Source organism: Streptomyces sp. NBC_00012 (assembly GCF_045040875.1).
In the GTDB taxonomy this organism is placed as follows: domain Bacteria; phylum Actinomycetota; class Actinomycetes; order Streptomycetales; family Streptomycetaceae; genus Streptomyces.
The window spans coordinates 5,746,054-5,767,758 of sequence record NZ_CP108309.1 but is presented as its reverse complement, the minus strand read 5'-3'; the positions used below and the strand labels follow the sequence as shown (position 1 = coordinate 5,767,758).

The window sequence follows — 21,705 nt, the reverse complement described above, 5'->3', positions numbered from 1 at the left end:
GGATCCCTCAGGCAGAAATGCCGTCGATCCGGGCCATGGCGTCGTCCGCGCCGAACGGTTGCAAGTACGGCAACCAGCGCGGGTCACGGTGTCCCGTGCCGATGATCCGCCAGGCGAGGCCCGTCGGCGGGGCGGGTTGCTGGTGCAGCCGCCAGCCGAGCTCCGGCAGGTGCCGGTCCGCCTTGACGTGGTTGCAGCGGCGGCAGGCCGCCACCACGTTGTCCCAGGCGTGCTGTCCGCCGCGGCTGCGCGGAATCACGTGGTCGACGCTGGTCGCGGCGGCGCCGCAGTACATGCAGCGGCCCCCGTCCCGGGCGAACAGCGCCCTGCGGGTCAGCGGTACGGGTCCCCGGTAGGGAACGCGGACGAACCGCTTCAGGCGGACGACGCTGGGGGCCGGGACGGCCCGGGTGGCACTGTGCATGAAGGCGCCGGACTCCTCTAGGCAGGTGGCCTTGTTTTCGAGGACGAGGACGAGCGCGCGGCGGAGCGGTACGACGCCGAGTGGCTCGTACGACGCGTTGAGAACCAGGACATGCGGCACGGTGGATGCCTCCTTGTACGCCGGCGGCGCGTGGCTCGCGCCGGGACGATCCGATCTCAGTCTCTACTCCTGCCTGGTCGGAGCGCCACCACGTGCGGGTAACGGGCCGGGAGGATTTTTCTCCCGGCCACCTGCCGCGGGCGGGCCCGCCGGGTGTGCGATCGGCCACAGAAGGCCGCCGCAGGTACCGCCCCACCGCCGCTCACCGGCCCCGGTATCCCCCGGTTGAGGCGTTTCTCGCCGCTCTGTCGGGGCAACGGAACACTCCCGATGCCCCGTTAGTGTGGTCGGAAGGCCGTCGCCCATCTGGAGGTCCCACCGTGTCCCTGTCCGCCCTGTTGGCCGCAGCCCCGTCGCCCGAGCCCGGCAGCTCGTTGGACGAAGCCGCCAAGCAGGCCGGCGACGCCGCGGGCTGGGTGGAGGAGAACTGGTCCACCTGGCTGAACACCGGCCTGCGCATCATCCTCATCGCGGCGATCGCGATCGTGTTGCGGATCGCCATCCGACGTGCTCTCACCAAGCTCATTGAACGGATGAACCGCAGCGCCCAGGCGGTGGAGGGCACCGCGCTCGGCGGGCTGCTGGTCAACGCGGAACGCCGCCGTCAGCGCTCGGAGGCGATCGGTTCGGTACTCCGCTCGGTCGCGTCGTTCCTGATCCTCGGCACGGCCGCCCTGATGATCCTGGGCGCCTTCCAGATCAACCTGGCCCCGCTGCTGGCCTCCGCCGGTGTGGCCGGTGTGGCACTCGGTTTCGGTGCGCGCAACCTGGTCACCGACTTCCTCTCCGGTGTCTTCATGATCCTGGAGGACCAGTACGGCGTGGGCGACACCATCGACGCGGGCGTCGCCTCCGGCGAGGTCATCGAGGTCGGCCTGCGGGTCACGAAGCTGCGCGGCGACAACGGTGAGATCTGGTACGTCCGCAACGGCGAGGTGAAGCGGATCGGCAACCTCAGCCAGGGCTGGTCGACGGCCGGGGTCGACGTGACGGTGCGCCCCACCGAGGACCTCGACAGGATCCGCACGGTGATCACCGAGGCCGCCGCGGCCATGGCCAAGGAAGACCCCTGGAACGAGCGTCTGTGGGGCCCCGTGGAGATCCTGGGCCTGGACGCCGTGTTCCTGGACTCGATGACGGTCCGGCTGAGCGCGAAGACGATGCCGGGCAAGGCGCTGGGCGTGGAGCGCGAGCTGCGCTGGCGGATCAAGCGGGCCTTCGACGAGGCGGGCATCCGCATCGTCGGCGGCGTCCCGGCCCAGCCGGACGAGCCCGCCAAGGCCGACCCCGCGGCCTCCATGGCCGCCCCTTCCGCCTACGCCTCGACCACCTCGCCCCAGTCGCTGGCCACGGCCCCGATCGCCCCGCCGAACATCTCGAAGTAGGCGGCCGGCAAAGCATGTGAGGGGCACCCAGGCATCGTGGGTGCCCCTCACGCCGTTCCGGACCCCACCCCTCCAGGACACCCGGAACACGTCCTCGCGTAACGCTTTGATTGCCTCAGCGATGCTGCCCATTGACGGCCCGGTGGCGCGCGCATACCGTCCTCTCATCGAATAGGAAACTTTCCTAATAGAGGGCAGGTGCAGTACTCATGGCCGGAAACACACCGGGTACCCCCCGCGTTCTGCGGGCCATGAACGACCGTGCCGCCCTCGATCTGCTGCTGGAGCACGGCCCCCTCTCGCGGACCAGGATCGGGAAGCTGACCGGGCTCTCCAAGCCGACCGCCTCGCAGTTGCTGGCGCGGCTGGAGGCGGCCGGGCTGGTCGTCGCGACCGGGACGGTGGCGGGACGGCCGGGGCCCAACGCCCAGCTGTACGGGGTGAACGCGCGGGCCGCCCATGTCGCGGGGCTGGATGTGAACGCCCGCCGGATCGTCGCCGCCGTCGCCGATGTGACCGGGGAGACGGTCGGGGAGTTCGAGCTGCGCACCCCGGGGCGGCGCGCCGACAGTGTGGTGCGTCAGGTGACCCAGGCGCTGGACGGGGCGGTGAAGGAAGCCGGGCTCACCCGCTCCGATGTGCACCGGGTCGTCATCGGCACCCCGGGCGCCTTCGACCCCGGAACGGGGCGGCTGCGGTACGCCTCGCATCTGCCGGGCTGGCACTCCCCCACGCTGCTGGAGGAGTTGGCCGCCTTCCTGCCGATGCCGGTGGAGTACGAGAACGACGTGAACCTGGTCGCGGTGGCCGAGCAGCAGCTGGGCGCGGCGCGGGGGCACGACGACTTCGTCCTGCTCTGGAACGAGGAGGGGCTCGGTGCCGCCCTCGTCATAAACGGACGGCTGCACCGCGGCTTCACCGGGGGCGCCGGCGAGGTCGGCTTCCTGCCGGTGCCGGGCACCCCGCTGGTCCGTCAGGTCACCAAGGTGAACGCGGGCGGCTTCCAGGAACTGGCCGGCGCCCAGGTGCTGTCCCGGCTGGGCCGGGAGCTCGGCATCGACGACGAGCTGATCCGCGGCTCCGGCACCCACCACGCGGTCGCGGCCCGGCTGCTCACCCGCGCCGCCGAGGCCGCGGAGGCCGGCGAGGACGGCCCGTACGTCCAGCTCCTCGACCGGTTCGCCACCGGACTCGCGACCGGTCTCGCCTCCATGATCGCCGTCCTCGACCCGGAGATCGTCGTGCTGTCCGGCGAGGTCATCGCGGCCGGCGGGGAGCCGCTGCGCTGCCGGGTGGAGTCCGAGCTCACCCAGCTGGCAGCCTCCCGTCCCCGGCTGATCGCCGGAGACGTGAAGCACCGCCCCGTACTGCGCGGCGCGCTGGAGAGCGCCCTCGCCACCACCCGCGACGAGGTCTTCGACACGTCCCGCTGACTCTTCTCGGCCCGATCCTCTCCTCCGTATCCCCCGCCCCATTCCTTCACCGGGAGACCGCCATGTCCGGAAACCGCCGGAAGACGGCCGCCGCGCTCGCCGCGACCGCCGCCATATCTCTGCTCGCCTCGGCCTGTACGGGTCAGAGCAACTCCGGTGCCAGTGATGACCCGTCCAAGGAGACGACCATCAACTTCTGGCACGGCTGGAACTCCCCGAACGAGGTCGCGGGAATCCGGGCGACGGTCGACGCCTTCGAGAAGGCGCACCCCAACATCCATGTGAAGGTCGTCGGCGACATGACCGACGACAAGATCAACCAGGCACTGCGGGCGGGCGGTTCGAACGCCCCGGACGTCGTCTCGTCGTTCACCACGAACAATGTCGGCAAGTTCTGTTCGTCGAAGGCGTTCCTCGACCTCAACCCCTTCCTGAAGAAGGACGGGATCGACCCGGACAAGACCTTCCCGAAGGCGATGAACGAGTACACCCAGTTCGACGGGGTGCGCTGCACCGTGCCGCTGCTCGGTGACGCGTACGGCCTCTACTACAACAAGGACGCGTTCGACAAGGCCGGCATCAAGAGGCCCCCGCAGACCTGGTCGGAACTGGCCGCCGACGCCAAGAAGCTGACGAAGACCAAGGGCGACTCGTACGAGCGGCTCGGTTTCATGCCGAACTACCACGGCTACGAGACGACGACCGAGCACTACCTCGGTGCCTGGAACCCGAAGTACTTCGACGCGGACGGCAAGTCGAACATCGCCAAGGACCCGTCGTTCGCCGCCATGCTCACGACCCAGAAGAAGCTGGTCGACGACCTGGGCGGCTACGAGAAGCTGGAGAAGTACCGCACGTCGTTCGGTGACGAGTGGGGCGCCAAGCACCCGTTCCACACCGGCCAGGTGGCGATGCAGCTGGACGGCGAGTGGCGGCTCGGGATGGCCGAGGAGACCAAGCCGAAGTTCGAGATCGGCGTCGCCCCGATGCCCGTCGCCGACGACGAGGCCGACACCTACGGCAAGGGCTATCTGACCGGCACCATCGCCGGTATCGCCGCCACCTCGAAGAAGGAGAACGCGGCCTGGGAGCTGGTGAAGTTCATGACGACCGACACCGACGCCGTGGTGAATTTCGCCAATTCCATCCACAATGTGCCCTCCACCCTGGCGGCGCTGAAGTCGCCGAAGCTGAAGTACGACCCGCGGTTCAAGACCTTCCTCGACATCGCCGCGGACCCGGAGAGCACCACCACCCCTCCCTCGGTGAACGGCGGCGCGTACCTGGTGTCCCTGCAGAACCTCGGATTCGACATCGAGAAGGGCAAGCAGAAGGACATCGAGGCGGGTCTGAAGAACACCGCCAAGGAGATCGACGCAGCCATCGCGCAGGCGAAGTAGCGCCGCGATGACCACATACACACTCCGTGCGAAGCGCCGCCGGTCGGCGCTTCGGACAGCGGCCTTCATGTCGCCGTGGCTGATCGGGTTCTGCGTCTTCTTCGCCTACCCGCTGATCTCCACCGTCTACTTCTCCTTCACCTCGTACGACGGTTTCACGGCCCCCGAGTTCAGCGGGCTGAAGAACTGGTCGTTCGTCTTCAACGACTACCCGCTGTTCTGGCCGGCGCTGCGCAACACGCTCTGGCTGGTCGTGGTCATGGTCACCTGCCGGGTGGTGTTCGGCCTCGGTGTCGGGCTGCTGATCACGAAGATCAAGACGGGTGCCGGGGTCTTCCGGACCCTGTTCTACCTCCCCTACCTGGCCCCGCCGGTCGCGGCGACCCTCGGCTTCGTCTTCCTGCTCAACCCGGGTACCGGGCCGGTCAATTCGATCCTCGGCGAGATCGGGCTTCCCACGCCCGGCTGGTTCACCGACGCCACCTGGTCCAAGCCGGCCCTGACCGCGCTCGCGGTCTGGGGGGTGGGCGACCTGATGGTGATCTTCATGGCCGCGCTGCTCGACGTACCGAAGGAGCAGTACGAGGCGGCGGAGCTGGACGGGGCGACCGCGTTCCAGCGGTTCCGCTTCGTCACCCTGCCGAATATCTCGCCGATCATCCTGTTCGCGGTGGTCACCGGGATCATCCAGACGATGCAGTACTACACCCAGCCGTTCGTGGCCGGGAAGGTCGCCTCGGGCGTGATGGGCGGCTCCGGGCAGCAGTTCGAACCGGGCTATCCCGACAAGTCGACACTGACGCTGCCGCAGGTCGTCTACAACCTCGGTTTCCAGCGCTTCGACTACGGCTCCGCCTGCGTGGTCGCGCTCGTTCTCTTCGTACTCGCCATGGCGTTCACCGCACTGCTGATGCGGCGCCGAAGCGGACTGATCCAGGCAGGTGAGTGACGTGGCGCAGGTACTCGACGCCGTCAAGGAAGCCGACCCCGCGACCGGCCCGGTCACCCCGGCCGAACGCAGGGCGCGCCGCAAGTCGCTGCTGAACTGGATCGCCGTGCACTCGCTCGGCGTCGCCGCCGCGCTCTTCTTCGTGCTGCCGTTCGTCTTCCTGCTGCTCACCTCGCTGATGAACGGCCAGCAGGCGCTGACCCGCGATCTGTGGCCGCACCCCTTCGAGTGGAGCAACTACCAGCGGGTGTTCGACACCGACGGCTTTCTGACCTGGTGGAAGAACACCCTGCTGTACGCGGGGCTCGGCACCGTCCTCACGGTCGTCTCCTCGCTGCCCGTGGCGTACGCGCTCGCCAAGTTCCGCTTCCGCGGCCGGCATCTGTCGCTGATGCTGGTCATCTCGATGATGATGCTGCCGCCGCAGGTCATCGTCATCCCGATGTACCTGTTCTGGGCGAAGCAGCTGGACCTGTCCGGCACGCTCTGGCCGCTGATCATCCCGATGGCCTTCGGCGACGCGTTCTCCATCTTCCTGCTGCGGCAGTTCCTGCTGACCATCCCGAACGAGTACCTCGACGCGGCGAAGGTCGACGGCTGCGGCGAGCTGCGCACCCTGCTCAAGGTCGTCGTGCCGATGGCCAAGCCGGGCATCGCCGCCGTGGCCCTCTTCCAGTTCTTCTACGCCTGGAACGACTACTTCGGCCCGCAGATCTACGCCTCGGAGAACCCAGCCGCCTGGACGCTCAGCTACGGCCTGGAGTCCTTCAAGAGCGCACACCACACCGACTGGAACCTGACCATGGCCGCGACCGTACTGGTCATGGCCCCCGTGATCCTCGTCTTCTTCTTCGCACAGAAGGCATTCGTCGAGGGCGTCACACTGACCGGAGTAAAGGGCTGACCTATGAAGCTCGCAGTAGTTGGTGGCGGGTCCACCTACACACCTGAACTGATCGACGGTTTCGCCCGGTTGCGGGACACGCTGCCCATCGAGGAGCTGGTGCTCGTCGACCCGGCGGCCGACCGTCTGGAGCTCGTCGGCGGCCTCGCCCGGCGGATCTTCGCCAAGCAGGGCCACCCTGGGAGGATCGTCACCACCTCCGACCTGGACGCGGGCGTCGCCGACGCCGACGCGGTCCTGCTCCAGCTGCGCGTCGGCGGCCAGGCCGCCCGCAACCAGGACGAGACCTGGCCGCTGGAGTGCGGCTGCGTCGGCCAGGAGACGACCGGCGCCGGCGGCCTCGCCAAGGCGATGCGCACCGTGCCGGTCGTCCTGGACATCGCCGAGCGGGTCCGCCGGACCAACCCGGACGCCTGGATCATCGACTTCACCAACCCGGTCGGCATCGTCACCCGGGCACTGCTCCAGGCCGGCCACAAGGCCGTCGGCCTGTGCAACGTGGCGATCGGCTTCCAGCGGAAGTTCGCCCGGCTGCTCGACGTCACCCCCGCCGAGGTGCACCTCGACCACGTCGGGCTCAACCACCTGACCTGGGAGCTCGGGGTGCGACTCGGCGGCCCGGACGGCGAGAACGTGCTGCCGAAGCTGCTCGCCGAGCACGGCGACGCGATCGCGGACGACCTGCGCATGCCCCGGGCGATCACCGACCGGCTCGGCGTCGTCCCCTCGTACTACCTGCGCTACTTCTACGCGCACGACGCGGTCGTGCGGGAGCTCGGCACCAAGCCGTCCCGGGCGGCCGAGGTCGCCGCGATGGAGAAGGAACTGCTCGCCATGTACGGCGACCCGGCGCTGGACGAGAAGCCCGCGCTGCTCGCCAAACGCGGCGGCGCCTTCTACTCGGAGGCGGCCGTGGACCTGGCGTCCTCGCTGCTCGGCTCGGGCGGCTCCGCGGTGCAGGTGGTCAACACGTACAACAGGGGCACGCTGCCGTTCCTGCCGGACGACGCGGTGATCGAGGTGCAGGCCCGGGTCGACGGCACGGGCGCGACGCCCCTCGCCGTCCCCGAGCTGGACCCGCTGTTCGCCGGTCTGATCGCCAATGTGACGGCGTACGAGGACCTCGCCCTGGAAGCAGCCCTGCGCGGTGGCCGGGACCGGGTCTTCAAGGCGCTGCTCGCGCACCCGTTGGTCGGCCAGTTCGAGTACGCCGAGGCGCTCACCGACAAGCTGATCGCGCACAACCGGGAGCACCTGGCGTGGGCGTGAACGCTTCGGTCCTCGCGATCGACGCGGGGAACAGCAAGACCGACGTGGCACTGATCGGCGCGGACGGAACGGTGCTGTCGACGGCCCGGGGCGGTGGCTTCCAGCCGCCGGCCGTGGGCGTCGAGACGGCCGTCGACGTCCTCGGCGCGGCCGTCGACCGGGTGCTGGAGCTCTCCGGCGAACCGGCCGGCCGCGTCGCGCACGTGTCCGCCTGTCTCGCCAACGCCGACCTCCCGGTGGAGGAGGAACAGCTGGCCGCCGCGCTGCGCGCGCGGGGCTGGGGCGCCACCGTCGAGGTGCGCAACGACACCTTCGCGATACTGCGCGCGGGGGTGGACGAGCCGCGCGGTGTGGCCGTGGTCTGCGGCGCGGGGATCAACTGTGTCGGCATGGTGCCGGACGGGCGCACCGCGCGGTTCCCCGCCATAGGCCGGATCTCCGGTGACTGGGGCGGCGGCGCGGGTCTGGCGGAGGAGGCGATGTGGTTCGCCGCGCGGGCCGAGGACGGCCGCGGTGAGCCGACCGAGCTGGTCCGCACGCTGCCGGGGCACTTCGGGCTCGGCTCGATGTACGCCCTGATCGAGGCGCTGCATCTGGGCCGGGTCGAGTTCGAGCGCCGGCACGAGCTGGCTCCGGTGCTCTTCGCGACCGCGGCGGCCGGTGACCGGGTGGCGGGCTCGCTGGTGGACCGGCTGGCGGAGGAGGTCGTCGCGATGGCCTCGGTCGCGCTGGGCCGGCTCGATCTGCTGGGCGAGGAGGCGCCGGTGGTGCTGGGCGGCAGCGTACTGGCGGCCCGTCACCCGCAGTTGGACGCGAAGATCGCCGACCTCCTCGCGGCGCGCGCCCCGAAGGCGGTGCTCCGGGTGGTGACCCAGCCGCCGGTGCTGGGCGCCGCCCTGCTCGGCCTGGACCACACGGGCGCGGCCGCCTCGGTGCACGAAAGGCTGCGTGCGCAGTACAGCTGACACGTCAAGGGGCGTCCCGCGGTGCTTCGGCGCCGCGGGACGCCTCTTGCGTACGGGAACCGTTCAGTTGTCCCGCACGTGTTCATGAGTGGGGAGATCGGCTCGCATCGGGTACTGGTCCGCCGATCGTCTTGATCCGCGGCGCAGGCCTTGATCGAATGCAGGTGACCGCAATCGGATGTGTGTGATCGCATCCGTGGGCCGATGCAGGATCCGGACGTTCCAGGTGTGGATGCCGGTCCCTGCGGCCATACTTCATGGCCGGGCACCAGCTCCCGATCGGCCGGGGGCCGGGCCACCGTCAGTGACCGAGGGGGAGGTCGAGTGACATACCCGCCGAATGTACGCACGGCGCCGGAGCACGAGCAGGCGCAGCCGTCCGCGCCCGCGACCGTACCCGCTCCGCAGCAGCGCGGTGTTCTGTCCATGACGGCCGACAAAGTGCGGGCCGCGGCCACCACCGAGCCCGGCAGGCTCCAGATCATCGGGGCCGTACTGGCCCTGCTCGTCGTCGCGTTCGGGGCCGTGACGGCGTTCGAGGTCGCCGACCGCGAGTCCGCCGCCGGTGACGTGGTGGGCCGCAGCCAGCCGCTGAGCGCCGACGCGGCGGCCGTCTACCGCTCGCTGGCCGATGCCGACACCGCCGCGGCGAGCGGCTTCCTGGCGGGGGCGCAGGAGCCGCGCGATGTCCACGACCAGTACGAGCGGGACATCAAGGAGGCGTCCCGGCTGCTGGTGAAGGCCGCCGCCAACACGGACGCGGCGACCGAGTCCGGGCAGGAGATCACCACGCTCAACGTGGAACTCCCCCGCTACACGGGCCTGATCGAGCGGGCCCGCGCCAACAACCGGCAGGGCCTGCCGCTGGGCGGCGCCTATCTCCGGTACGCCAACCAGAAGATGAGCAACGTACTGCTGCCGGCCGCCGAGCGGCTGTACGCGGCGGAGACCGGCCGGCTCGGCGAGGACAACGACTCGGCGCGGACCTGGCCCTTCCTCTCGCTGGGGCTCGGCGTGGTGGCCCTGGCCGGGCTGCTCTGGGCGCAGCGGCGCAACTACCGCAGGACGAACCGGGTCTTCAACCACGGGCTGCTCGTGGCGACCGCCGCGTCCACCGTGATCCTGCTGTGGCTGGCCGTGGGGCACACGGTCGCCCGGTCCGAGCTGAACGCCGCGGATGTGAACGGGCAGCAGTCCCTCGATGTGCTCAACCACGCGCGGATCGACTCGCTGAAGGCCCGCGCCAATGAGAACCTCACGCTGGTCGCCCGTGGCGCGGTGCTCACCCCGGACGGCAAGAACGACAAGTACGAGACCGACTACAACACGGGCATGAAGGCGCTGGGCGAAGAGCTGGGGAAGGCCGGGGGGCTCGCCGACGACGCCCGGGGAAGCGAGCCGGTGAAGGACGCAGTCACCGCCGTCACCGAGTGGCAGGAACGCCACCGGACCGCCCGCACCACCGACGACAACGGTGACTACGAGGGCGCCCTGGAGCAGATCATCGGTCCGGAGAAGTCGACGGGGCAGTCCTTCCAGCGGGTGGACGACGCGCTGGCGAAGGCGCTCGCCCACGAGCAGGACCAGTTCACCCGGGCCGCCGAGGACGGGCGCGGGGCGCTGTGGGGCCTGTCGGCCGGGGCCGCCGTGCTGGCCGTGCTGGGTGCCGCCGCCGCGATCGTCGGCGTCAACCGCAGGCTCTCGGAGTACCGATGAGAGGGGGAGCGATGACCAGGAAGCGCAGGGGCGCATGGTCCGCCCGGGTCAGGCTGCGCGGCTGGGGCGGAGTGACGGCCATGGCCGCGGCCTGCGCCGTGACGGCCTCGCTCACCCTGCTGCCGCTCTCCCACGGCGGCGCCGAGGTCTTCGGCAGGGGCCTCGCGGGCGGGCGTGCCGCGCAGGCGGTCCAGGTCACGGCGGACGACTGCACGGACCCGGAGGCGAGCCTCCCGCCGTCGTCCGCCGACGGTCCGAGCATCGAGAGGATCAAGAAGCGCGGAAAGCTGATCGCGGGCGTCGACCAGAACAGCTTCCGCTGGGGATACCGCAACCCGGAGAACCGCCGGATCGAGGGCTTCGACATCGATCTGGTGCGGGCCATCGCCGAGAACATCCTGAACGACCGCGATGCGGTGATCTTCCGGGCCATTCCCACCAACAAGCGGGCCGAGCTCCTGGCGAACGGCAAGGTCGACGTCGTCGTCCGCACGATGACGATCAACTGCAAGCAGGCACGGAAGGTCTCGTTCTCCACCGCCTACTTCCAGGCCGGACAGCAGGTCCTCGCGCCGAAGGACTCGCCGATCACCGGGTACGACAAGTCCCTGGCCGGCAAGCGGGTCTGCACCGCCAACGGCTCCACGGCCTACGACGCGCTGAAGAAGCAGTCGTTCGGCGCGGTCTTCGAGGACCCGCACGACGGCACCGCCGCGGACGAGAACCAGCTCACCGTCCCCAACCAGCTCGACTGCCTGGTGCGGTTGCAGATGGGCGAGGTCGACGCAGTGGTCACGGACAACGCCCTGGCGGCCGGACAGGCCGCCCAGGACCCGGCGGTCGAGCTGAAGGGCGAGAGGCCCTTCACCACCGAGTACTACGGTGTGGCGGCGAAGCTCGGGGCGGACGATCTGGTGGCCCGGGTCAACCAGGTGCTGGTCGACTACCGCAGTGGCGGTGCGAAGAGCCCCTGGATGCTGTCGTACCAGGATTGGTTGGAGGCCGGGCTGCCGGGGATAAAGGGACCGCCGGCCCCCAAGTACCGGAGCAACTGACAGCCGGTCCGTCCGGGTGTGCGCGACGGCGCGGACCCCGGCCGGCGAGGCGGTGGCACTGATCCTGCCGGGCACGTCCCGGCAGCAAGAGCGGAGAGGTGATCGATGGGCGCGGGCCCCTTCCCCGGCTATGCGGCCAGGCCCCCCGGCCCGGTCATGGACCGGGACGAGGCGGACCGTGCGCTGGCCCGGCTCGGCGCGGAGCACGAGGCGATCGAGACCTCGCTGCTCGCCCTGCAGGACCACGCGGGCCGCCGGCTCCTGGAGGGCGCCGAGCTGACCGGTGTCACCAAGGAACGCTGGGCCTCCACCGAGCAGTCGATCACGCTGCTGTGGGGGTATTTCGACGCCTACGCGGGGGCGCTCGCCCGGGCCCGTTCGGTACGGGCCCGGCGTCGCTATCCCAACCGGGACGATCTGCTGGCCCTCACCGAGCTGCTGCGCGGCCAGGGCGTCACCGTGGCGCACGCGGCGGCCCGCCCCGACCCTTCGGTCAACGTTCCGGCCAGGCTCTCCGAGCGGTTCACGCTGGAGGAGCTGGTCGCCCGGATGAACGAGCTGTACGCCCGCTCGCTGGACATGGTCGTCGCCTCCGACTCCGTGTGGTCCGCGCTGCCCGCCCGGATAGATCTGCTCGCCGCCGAACTGCACCGCACCCGTTCGCTGGCGCACTCCGTGGGGGTGCGGCCCGGTGAGCACCCGGCGGGCGACGACCTGGCGGCGATCACCCACGAGCTGACCACGCTGCGGGTGCAGGTGATCTCCGATCCCCTCGCGTTCTGGCTGCCGGGGCCCGGCAGTTCGGCGCCCGGCGGCGGCCGCCCCGACACGACGCGCTACGACCGGGCCGCCCGTGCCCTGGACGACGTACGCCGTGAGATCGAGGCGGTGCTCGCGGTCCGGCAGGACGCCGAACAGCGTCTGGTCCAGCTGCGCGACGTGCTCTCCCGCGCGGACCGCACCCTGACCGAGGCCCGGTCGGCACGTGGCGAGGTGCTGGCGAAGATCGCGGCCACCGAGGTGCCAGCGGTCAGCGGCCCGGCGACGGTGCTCCAGGAGCGGCTGGCCGCCGCTTCGGAGTACCGCAGGCATGCCCAGTGGCACCGGCTGTCCCCGCTCCTGGAGACGCTGGAGCGGGAGGCGGAGGAGGAACTGCTGCGGGCCCGTGAGTCGTTGACCGCGGTCACCGCCCCGCTGGCGGTGCGGGCGGAGCTGCGCGGCAGGCTCGACGCGTACAAGGCGAAGGTCGCCCGGCACGGTCTGGCCGAGGACCCGCTGCTGATCGAGCGGTACGACGCGGCGCGCCGGATGCTGTGGAGCGCGCCGTGCGATCTGCGGGTCGCCGGACAGGCGGTGCTGCGCTACCAGGAGGCGGCGGCCGAGCTGCTGTCCCAGCGCCGGGCACCGGGACCGGAGGACCGGCGATGACGGCGGACATGTGCAAGGTGGCAGGGCCGCTGCGGCGGCGGGGCGATCAGGAGGACCGACCATGAGTACGCAGTGCCAGCGCCCCGCGTGCGAGGGCAGTTACGAGGACATGGGCGGCGGTGAGCTGTACTGCGACACCTGCGGTCTGGCGCCGGTCGTGTCGCCGAACGGCATGGTGAGCTCGCCGCCCACCGGGATCGCGGGCGGCGGCGCCAACAGCCGGGGCAGCAGGAGCGGTTCGCAGTCCTCGTCCCGGGCGTCCTCGCGTTCGTCCCGGTCCTCCCGCTCGTCGACCTCACGGCGTTCGGTGTCGGGACGGCTCTCGCGCTCGTTGTCCGGTACCGCCACCTCCCCCTCGGTCTCGGTCCGTTCCTCCGGTTCGTCCTCGGGGGCGTCCGCCCGGGGCAGGCTGGGCGTGGGCCTGGTCGAGGTGCCGGACGTACCGCGTCCCGACCCGCACTCGGCGGTGATGGAGAACCCGGAGGTGCCGGAGCGGAAGCGTTTCTGTTCGCGTTCCGACTGCGGGGCCCCGGTCGGCCGGTCGCGCGGCGAACGGACCGGCCGCACGGAGGGGTTCTGCACCAAGTGCGGTCACCCCTACTCGTTCGTGCCCAAGCTCCATGAGGGCGACATCGTCCACGGCCAGTACGAGGTCGCCGGGTGTCTGGCGCACGGCGGGCTCGGCTGGGTCTATCTCGCGGTCGACCGTGCGGTCTCGGACCGCTGGGTGGTCCTCAAGGGGCTGCTCGACACCGGCGACCAGGACGCCATGGAGGCCGCGATCTCCGAACGCCGCTTCCTCGCCGAGATCGAGCACTCCAACATCGTCCGGATCTACAACTTCGTCGAGCACCTCGACCAGCGCACCGGCTCGCTCGACGGCTACATCGTGATGGAGTACGTCGGCGGCAAGGCGCTCAAGGACATCGCCAACGACCGCCGGACCGCCGCCGGGAAGCGCGATCCGCTGCCGGTCGAGCAGGCGTGCGCGTACGGCATCGAGGCGCTGGAGGCGCTCGGCCATCTGCACAGCCGCAACCTGCTGTACTGCGACTTCAAGGTCGACAACGCGATCCAGACCGAGGACCAGCTGAAGCTGATCGACATGGGCGCGGTGCGCAGGATGGACGACGACGAGTCGGCCATCTACGGCACGGTGGGGTACCAGGCACCGGAGGTCGCGGAGGTCGGCCCGTCGGTCGCCTCCGATCTGTACACGGTCGCGCGGACTCTCGCGGTGCTCACCTTCGACTTCCAGGGCTACACCAACGTCTTCGTGGACTCGCTCCCGGACCCGGACAACATCGAGGTGTTCCGGGCCTACGAGTCGTTCTACCGGCTGCTGGTGCGGGCCACCGACCCGGATCCGGCACGGCGGTTCGCCTCGGCCGCGGAGATGGCGGAGCAGCTGACGGGTGTGCTGCGCGAGGTGGTGTCGCTGCAGACGGGGCGGCCGCGTCCGGCGCTCTCGACGCTGTTCGGCACCGAAGTGCGGGTCACCGACACGCAGTTGTTCCCCGAGCCGACGGGCGACGTGTCGAAGCTGGGGATCCGGGCGACCGCTCCGGCCCGGTCCGGCCGCTTCGGACGGCGCGGCGGGGCGGGCACCGCGCCCCGCCGCGCGGCACCGCTCGCGCCCGCCGCACCGCCGCCCGGCGCGCTGCCCGCGGGCGCCCCGCCCGTTCCCGGGTACGCCGCGCCCGGGGCCGGTCCGCTGACCGCGCCGCCCACCCACGTACGGACGGGCAACGGGCCGGACGGGAACGGCGAGGCCGTCGCGTACGCGCAGGCGCAGGGCGCGATTCCGGCCCCCCGGGTCCCGGCCGCCGCACCCCCGGCGCTCGCCCCCGTCCCGGACAGCCCGCGGCTGGCCCGGCTCGACGTACGTTCCACCTCGCTCGCGCTGCCGGTGCCCCGGGTCGACGCGAGCGACCCCAACGCGGGTTTCCTCGCCGGGCTGATGACCACCGCCCCGTCCGAGCTGATCTCCGCGCTGGGCGCGGTGCCGGTGGCCTCGCTGGAGACCCGGCTGCGCGAGCTGCGCGCCCGCCTGGAGCTGAAAGACCTCGGTGCCGCGGGGCAGACCCTGACGGCGTTGGAGGGCCAGTACCCGGACGACTGGCGGGTCGTCTGGTACCGCGGCATCACCTCGCTGGTGACCGGCGACAACGAGAACGCGGCGCTGTCCTTCGACGCGGTGTACGACGCGTTCCCCGGCGAGCCGGCGCCCAAGCTGGCGCTGGGGATCTGCGCGGAGGTCCTGGGCCAGCTGGACAACGCCGCCGAGTACTACCGGCTGGTGTGGGCGACCGACCCGAGCTTCGTCAGCGCCGCCTTCGGGCTGGCCCGGGTACAGATCGCCGCCGGGGACCGGGCCGGGGCCGTCAGCGCCCTGGAGTCGGTGCCGGAGGCGTCGATCCACTACACCGCGGCGCGGGTCGCCGCGGTGCGCGCCCGGCTGCGCGGGCGGTCCCCGCACGAGCCGCTGATCACCGATCTGATGGCCGCCTCGGCCCAGGTCTCGGGACTGGCCGGTTTCGGTCTGGACGCGGTGCGCCGGGAGCAGCTTTCGACCGAGGTGCTGGGGACGGCGCTCGACTGGGTACTCTCCGGTAGCCCTTCGGCCGGAACGCCGGCCCGGCCGACCGCCTCCACCGGGTCGCCGGGGCCGGGAACACTGCTCGGCAGTGAGCTGGACGAGCGGGGCCTGCGCTTCGGGCTCGAGCGTTCGTACCGGATGCTCGCCAGGCTTGCGGAGCCCGGCGATGAGAGGATCGAACTGGTGGAGCGGGCCAACCGTTTCCGCCCCCGGACGTGGGTGTGAAAATGTCGCAGAACCCCCAGGAGACGGCCCTGTCGAAGTGCCCCGGCTGCGAGGAGCCGCTGGAGCCGGTGGACCTGTTCTGCGGTGCGTGCGGGTACGACCTCTCGGCCGTGCCCGCCGCTCCCCAGGACCACCCGACTGTCGCCATGACCGTGCCCGAGGGCAGCTCGGCGGGGCTCCGCTTCGACCGGCGGCGCGGATCGGACGGACCGAGCGGACCGGACGCGTCGGACGGATCCGGTGGATCTCATGGATCTGACGGATCTGACGCATCGGACGGATCTGACGACTTCGAGCTGGCCGCGCCCGCGCCTGCCGGCACGCCGTCGCCCGACGCGTCCGCACCGGCACCGGGGGCCGACGCCCCGGCACCGGCGGCCGCGCCCGACCCCCGTACCCCCGCCGTGGATCCGGCGGCCAGGCCGTCGGCCGGCGCCAAGCGCTGTGTGGCCTGCCGGGCGGGCAGCGTCGATATCGACGGTTACTGCGAGAACTGCGGTCACGCCCAGCCGCGCGAGCGCGACCACATGGAGCAGGAGCTCGGTTCGGTGGCCGCCGTCAGCGACCGGGGTCTGCGTCATCACCGCAACGAGGACTCGTTCGCGGTGTCGACCACCGCCCTGCCCGACGGTTCACCGGCCGTCGTCGCGATCGTCTGCGACGGCGTCTCGTCGGCCAGCCGCCCGGACGAGGCGTCGGCCGCCGCCGCGAGCGCGGCCAACGAGGCGCTCCTGGAGTCGCTGCCGCGCGGCACCCACCCGCAGCAGGCGATGCACGAGGCGATCCTCGCGGCCGCCGAGGCGGTCAACTCCCTGGCCCGGGAGCCCGGCCAGGCCATGGAGCACGACCAGCACCGCCACCAGAACGCCCCGGCGTGCACCCTGGTCGGGTCGATCATGGCGGGCGGTCTGCTGATCGTCGGCTGGGTCGGCGACAGCCGCGTCTACTGGGTGCCCGACGACCGCGCCAACCCGCCCGCCCGGCTGACCGAGGACGACTCGTGGGCCGCGCAGATGGTGGCGGCGGGCCTGATGAACGAGGCGGAGGCGTACGCGGACGAGCGGGCCCACGCGATCACGGGGTGGCTCGGCGCCGACGCGTACGAGCTGGAACCGCACACCGCGACCTTCAAGCCGGACCGGTCCGGTCTGGTGGTCGTGTGCACGGACGGCCTGTGGAACTACGCGGAGTCGGCGGCCGAGATGGCCGCGGCGGTGCCGGCCGACGCGCATCAACGGCCGCTGCACGGCGCCCAGGTGCTGGTGGGTCACGCGCTCGACGGCGGGGGCCACGACAACGTAACAGTGGCTCTGCTGCCGTTCGCCGTGGAGCCCCAGGGGGCAGGATCGGCCTGCGGTACCACGTGAGTCCCGTTCCGTAACGCTTGGTTCCAGTTCCGACCGCCCAGTCCGTCACCGCTGCCTTCGCCCGCTTTCCCTCCCTCACAGCTGTCTTCATCCGACACCTGGAGTCCCAAGGAGCCGACCAGATGGCCAACTTCTCCAAGTCGAACGTGCCGCAGTTCTCCGTCGAGGTGTACCAGAACGAATATCTGCCGGAAGGCGGTCGCGAGGTCAACGCGATCGTCACGGTCACCTCGACCGGGGGCGGCACCACCGGCGGCGTCCCGCTGTCCGGTGCGGCCGCCTCGGCCGCGCACGTTCCCGGGCAGGCGGCGAACGCCGCCGTGGTGATCATGGTCGACTGCTCCGGTTCGATGGACTACCCGCCGACGAAGATGCGCAACGCCCGCGACGCGACGGCCGCGGCCATCGACACCCTGCGCGACGGCACCTCGTTCGCCGTCGTCGGCGGTACGCACGTCGCCAAGGAGGTCTACCCGGGCAACGGCAGGCTCGCCGTGGCCGACGCGCAGACCAGGGCCCAGGCGAAGGGCGCCCTGCGCGCGCTCAGCGCCGGTGGCGGTACGGCGATCGGCACCTGGCTGCGGCTGGCCGACCGGCTCCTCGGAGCGGCCGACGTGGACATCCGGCACGGCATCCTGCTCACCGACGGCCGCAACGAGCACGAGGCGCCGGAAGACCTGCGGGCCGCGCTCGACTCCTGCGCGGGCCGTTTCACCTGTGACGCCCGCGGTGTCGGCACCGACTGGGAGGTGAAAGAGGTCACAGCGATCGCCTCCGCACTGCTCGGCACGGCCGACATCGTCGCCGACCCCACGGGGCTGGCCGCGGACTTCACGCGGATGATGGAGGACGCGATGGGCAAGGAGGTCGCGGATGTCGCGCTGCGGCTCTGGACGCCCGTCGGGGTCGAGATCAAGTTTGTGAAACAGGTCGCACCGACGGTCGTCGATCTGACCGGCCGGCGCACCGAGGTGGGGCCCCGCGCCGGGGACTACCCCACGGGCTCCTGGGGCGACGAGTCCCGCGACTACCACGTGTGCGTGACCGTGCCGCTGGCCGGAATCGGACAGGAGATGCTGGCGTCCCGGGTCTCGCTGGTCCTCCCCGACCCGTCGGGCGGGGCTCCCCAGACGCTTTCGCAGGGCCTGGTCAGGGCCGTGTGGACCGAGGACATGGTGGCGTCCACCTCGATCAATCCGCAGGTCGCGCACTACACCGGCCAGGCGGAACTGGCCCAGGTCATCCAGCAGGGGCTCGATGCCCGCAAGTCGGGCGACTTCGACGGCGCGACCGCGAAACTGGGCCGCGCGGTGCAGCTGGCATCGGCCTCCGGGAACGAGGACACTGCGAAACTGCTTTCGAAGGTGGTGGACGTCGTGGACGCGGCGACCGGTACTGTGCGACTGAAGGCGAAGGTCGCGGACGCCGACGAGATGACACTCGAAACGCGCTCGACCAAGACCGTTCGCGTCAAGAAGTAGAACTGATCAACAAACAGCAAACAGTAGGCACAGCGCCACACAGTCGAGCCGCCCGGCCGGAATGATCCGCCGGAGGCGAAGAGCAGAAAAATACGCCGGCCCCGGGGCCGGCCCAGGAGAGGGGGAAGCGCCGACATGCCGACCTGCCCGAACGGACACCAGTCGGGTTCCGACGACTGGTGCGAGGTCTGCGGCCATCGCATGACCGGCGCGGGCGCGCCCGCGGGTGCGGTCCCCCCGCCGCCGCCCCCGCCGCCCGCCGCCGGTTACGGCTACCCGCAGGGTCCTGGTTCCGATGCGACCCAGGCGGCGGAGCTCTGCCCGCAGTGCCGCACGCCGCGTGAGGCGATGGCACCGTTCTGCGAGGAGTGCCGCTGGAACTTCCTCACGAACACCGCGACGTCGTACACACCGCTGGCCCCGGCCCAAGGCGTTCCCGGCCCGCCGCCCGGGCTCAACCTGCCGCCCGGCTTCCAGGCGCAGCAGCAGCCGCCGGGCCCGCCGCAGCAGCAGCGCGACCCGTTCGAGTACCAGGGTTCGCGGCCCTCGCAGATGAACCGCCCGGCCGAGCCGCTGGCTGCCCAGCCCGGCCCCCCGGCCCCCGGTCCGGGCCCGCAGTCGCCCCCGGCCCCGGGTCCCGGTCCGCAGTCGCCCCCGCCGCCGTTCCAGCAGCAGGGTCCGCCTCCCCCCTCCTTCCAGCAGCAGTCGGCACCGCCCGCGCCGTTCCAGCAGCAGTCCGCACCGCCGCCGCCGTTCCAGCAGCAGTCGGCGCCGCCCGCGTTCCCGCAGCCCGGTCCGCCGGCTCCGCAGCCGCCCGCGCCGCCGCAGCAACAGCAGGGGCCGCAGAGCAGCGGCGGTGACGACGACTGGATGCTGTCGCCGCCGTCCGGCGCCCAGGGCCCGCAGCAGGCGGCACCGGCGCAGCAGCAGCCGCCGTTCCCGGGGCAGAACCAGAACCAGCCGCCCGCGAGCTGGACCGCGGTCATCGCCCCGGACCGGGAGTACTTCCTGGCGATGATGCAGCGCAGCGGCCCCGAGGCGACCGGGCTGAACCTGCCCGCGTACTCCCCGGAGCAGCAGCTTCCGCTGGCCGGCAACCAGATCACCATCGGCCGCCGCAGGCACAGCACCGGTGAGTCGCCCGACATCGATCTGTCCGTGCCGCCGGAGGACCCGGGCGTCTCGCACCAGCACGCGGTGCTGGTGCAGCAGCCTGACGGCGGCTGGGCCGTGGTCGACCAGAACTCCACCAACGGCACCACGCTCAACGGCGCCGAGGACCCGATCCAGCCCTATGTGCCCGTCCCGCTCCAGGACGGTGACAAGGTGCACGTCGGGGCGTGGACGACGATCACGATCCGCCGCGGCTGATCCGCGTCGCGCAAGTCGCACGCGGTCACGCACGTCGCACGCATCACGCCGTCACACGCGTCACACGGTCGGCAGTGGCCAGGCGTACGGTCCCTCGGGGTCGTCCAGCCAGGCCCACTGCCGCCCGTCCCTGACCGTGATGCCGAACCTCTCCCGCTCGGGGCGCTTCTCGCGCTGCCAGAGGGAGAGGGCCTCGCGCGGGTCGAGGGAGCCCTCGGTCAGCGCCAGCAGGAACCGGAAGAGGTCGTTCTCGCTGACGCGCCTCGGCAGCGCGTGGGTGTGCGGGCGCCGGGCGGGCTGCACCGGAGTGCCGCGCAGCGGTACGAAGTAGGCGGCCGTGTGCAGGAACCGGCCCTCGGCGTACTTCCCCCGCGCCGCTTCCCGCACCCGCAGCGTGATCAGTCCGGTGGCGAACGGCGCCAGGATCCGGGCACCCGGTACGCACTGCTCCAGCCAGGACTGCGGTACGCACGGCAGGGTGCAGGTGGCGATGATCCGGTCGTACGGGCCCCGGCGGGGCCAGCCCCGGGTCCCGTCCCCGGTGATCACCGCCGGGTGGTACCCGGCCTCGGCCAGGTGCCGGCGGGCCGACTCGGTGATCTCCGGGTCGAGGTCGACGGTGGTCACGGCGTCGTCGCCGAGCCGGTGGGCGAGCAGCGCCGCGTTGTAGCCGCTGCCCGCGCCGATCTCCAGGACCCGGTGCCCGTCCCGTACGTCCAGCTCTTCGAGCATCCGGGCCATCAGTGACGGCTGGCTGCTCGACGAGATCAGTTCGCCGTCCCGGATCCGGGTGGCCAGCGGCCCGTCCGCGTACGCCCCGCGCAGCCACCGGGCCCGCCGGGCCGGGTCGGGGTCCTCGCACCACAGGCGGTCGTAACCGCCGGCCACGAAGTAGTACGGCACGAACAGGTGCCGCGGCACCTGTTCGAAGGCGGCCCGCCAGTCGGGATCGCCCAGCGCCCCGCCGGCCACGATGGAGCGCACCATCGCCCACCGCTCCTCGGCGGCGGCCACGGCGAACCGGTCGGTGTGCGCGTCCACACCTCCACTTTCCTGCGCCGGGGGCCCGGGGGCCAGGAACCCGGGCGGGCGAAGGGCTGCCGGGGTCCTAGGACCCCGGTCCTCGGCCGGTGCGTCTGCGACGATGGACGGGTGACAGAGAATCCGCGCGACACGCTTCAGGAGCAGACCTTCTACGCGCAGGTCGGCGGCGAGGAGACCTTCCGGCGCCTGGTGCACCGCTTCTACCAGGGTGTCGCCGAGGACCCGCTGCTCCGGCCGATGTACCCGGAGGAGGATCTGGGCCCGGCCGAGGACCGGTTCGCCCTGTTCCTGATGCAGTACTGGGGCGGGCCCCGTACCTACGGCGAGCGGCGCGGACACCCCCGGCTGCGGATGCGGCACGTGCCGTTCCGGGTGGACCGGGCGGCGCACGACGCCTGGCTGAGCCATATGCGGGTGGCCCTCGACGAAGTCGGGCTGGCACCGGAGCACGAGCGGCAGCTGTGGGACTACCTGACCTACGCGGCCGCCTCGATGGTGAACACCGAGGGCTGAGCCCCGCACCAGCCGCTGTTCCTCCCAAGCGCGGAATTCGGTCCTCCGACACCGATA

17 protein-coding genes are annotated in these 21,705 nt (G+C 71.5%); 15 read left to right on the top strand and 2 right to left on the bottom strand.

Annotated features, from left to right (window positions below; translation table 11 throughout):
- Positions 1-7 precede the first annotated feature (7 nt).
- Positions 8-544 (bottom strand): HNH endonuclease, encoded by a 537-nt coding sequence (locus OHA19_RS26545; protein ID WP_360544304.1) that lies wholly within the window; start codon positions 542-544, stop codon positions 8-10.
- Positions 545-864: 320 nt separating this feature from the next.
- Between OHA19_RS26545 and OHA19_RS26540 the strand changes: the two genes are divergently transcribed.
- The 14 genes from OHA19_RS26540 (at position 865) to OHA19_RS26475 (ending at position 20,091) form a co-directional block, all read left to right on the top strand.
- Positions 865-1,929, top strand: coding sequence for a mechanosensitive ion channel family protein (locus tag OHA19_RS26540; protein WP_405712713.1), 1,065 nt, complete (start codon positions 865-867; stop codon positions 1,927-1,929).
- 209 nt (positions 1,930-2,138) lie between these two features.
- Positions 2,139-3,362 carry an ROK family transcriptional regulator gene (locus OHA19_RS26535; RefSeq protein ID WP_405751916.1) on the top strand — a complete coding sequence of 408 codons (1,224 nt, stop codon included), beginning with the start codon at positions 2,139-2,141 and terminating at the stop codon, positions 3,360-3,362.
- Between the two features lie 62 nt (positions 3,363-3,424).
- A complete protein-coding gene (locus OHA19_RS26530) occupies positions 3,425-4,762 on the top strand; it encodes an ABC transporter substrate-binding protein (protein ID WP_405751913.1) in 1,338 nt (445 codons plus the stop codon).
- Between the two features lie 7 nt (positions 4,763-4,769).
- Positions 4,770-5,711, top strand: a complete 942-nt coding sequence (locus OHA19_RS26525) for a carbohydrate ABC transporter permease (RefSeq protein WP_266690846.1) — start codon at positions 4,770-4,772, stop codon at positions 5,709-5,711.
- A 1-nt stretch (position 5,712) separates the two neighbouring features.
- Positions 5,713-6,615, top strand: coding sequence for a carbohydrate ABC transporter permease (locus tag OHA19_RS26520; protein WP_405751910.1), 903 nt, complete (start codon positions 5,713-5,715; stop codon positions 6,613-6,615).
- 3 nt (positions 6,616-6,618) lie between these two features.
- Positions 6,619-7,884 carry a 6-phospho-beta-glucosidase gene (locus OHA19_RS26515; RefSeq protein ID WP_405712721.1) on the top strand — a complete coding sequence of 422 codons (1,266 nt, stop codon included), beginning with the start codon at positions 6,619-6,621 and terminating at the stop codon, positions 7,882-7,884.
- Positions 7,875-8,849, top strand: a complete 975-nt coding sequence (locus tag OHA19_RS26510) for an N-acetylglucosamine kinase (RefSeq protein ID WP_405751907.1) — start codon at positions 7,875-7,877, stop codon at positions 8,847-8,849. Before OHA19_RS26515 ends, OHA19_RS26510 begins: the two co-directional genes overlap by 10 nt.
- A gap of 324 nt (positions 8,850-9,173) precedes the next feature.
- A complete protein-coding gene (locus OHA19_RS26505; protein WP_405751904.1) occupies positions 9,174-10,565 on the top strand; it encodes a hypothetical protein in 1,392 nt (463 codons plus the stop codon).
- An 11-nt stretch (positions 10,566-10,576) separates the two neighbouring features.
- A complete protein-coding gene (locus OHA19_RS26500; RefSeq protein ID WP_405712724.1) occupies positions 10,577-11,620 on the top strand; it encodes a glutamate ABC transporter substrate-binding protein in 1,044 nt (347 codons plus the stop codon).
- 105 nt (positions 11,621-11,725) lie between these two features.
- Complete coding sequence (locus OHA19_RS26495) at positions 11,726-13,048, top strand: hypothetical protein (RefSeq protein ID WP_405712726.1); 1,323 nt, start codon at positions 11,726-11,728, stop codon at positions 13,046-13,048.
- Positions 13,049-13,109: 61 nt separating this feature from the next.
- The gene (locus OHA19_RS26490) at positions 13,110-15,872 is read left to right on the top strand and encodes a tetratricopeptide repeat protein (protein WP_405751901.1); all 2,763 of its coding nucleotides are present in this window, start codon (positions 13,110-13,112) and stop codon (positions 15,870-15,872) included.
- Between the two features lie 2 nt (positions 15,873-15,874).
- Complete coding sequence (locus OHA19_RS26485; RefSeq protein WP_405751899.1) at positions 15,875-17,239, top strand: PP2C family protein-serine/threonine phosphatase; 1,365 nt, start codon at positions 15,875-15,877, stop codon at positions 17,237-17,239.
- Between the two features lie 122 nt (positions 17,240-17,361).
- Positions 17,362-18,720, top strand: a complete 1,359-nt coding sequence (locus OHA19_RS26480) for a vWA domain-containing protein (RefSeq protein WP_405712731.1) — start codon at positions 17,362-17,364, stop codon at positions 18,718-18,720.
- A gap of 135 nt (positions 18,721-18,855) precedes the next feature.
- On the top strand, positions 18,856-20,091 hold the full coding sequence (locus OHA19_RS26475) for an FHA domain-containing protein (RefSeq protein WP_405712732.1): 1,236 nt from the start codon (positions 18,856-18,858) through the stop codon (positions 20,089-20,091).
- Between the two features lie 60 nt (positions 20,092-20,151).
- Here the strand turns inward: OHA19_RS26475 and OHA19_RS26470 are convergent, their stop codons facing one another.
- Entirely contained in the window at positions 20,152-21,078 is a 927-nt protein-coding gene (locus tag OHA19_RS26470) for a methyltransferase domain-containing protein (protein ID WP_405721459.1), read from the bottom strand.
- A gap of 165 nt (positions 21,079-21,243) precedes the next feature.
- Between OHA19_RS26470 and OHA19_RS26465 the strand changes: the two genes are divergently transcribed.
- Positions 21,244-21,648, top strand: coding sequence for a globin (locus OHA19_RS26465; RefSeq protein WP_405712734.1), 405 nt, complete (start codon positions 21,244-21,246; stop codon positions 21,646-21,648).
- Positions 21,649-21,705: the final 57 nt, after the last annotated feature.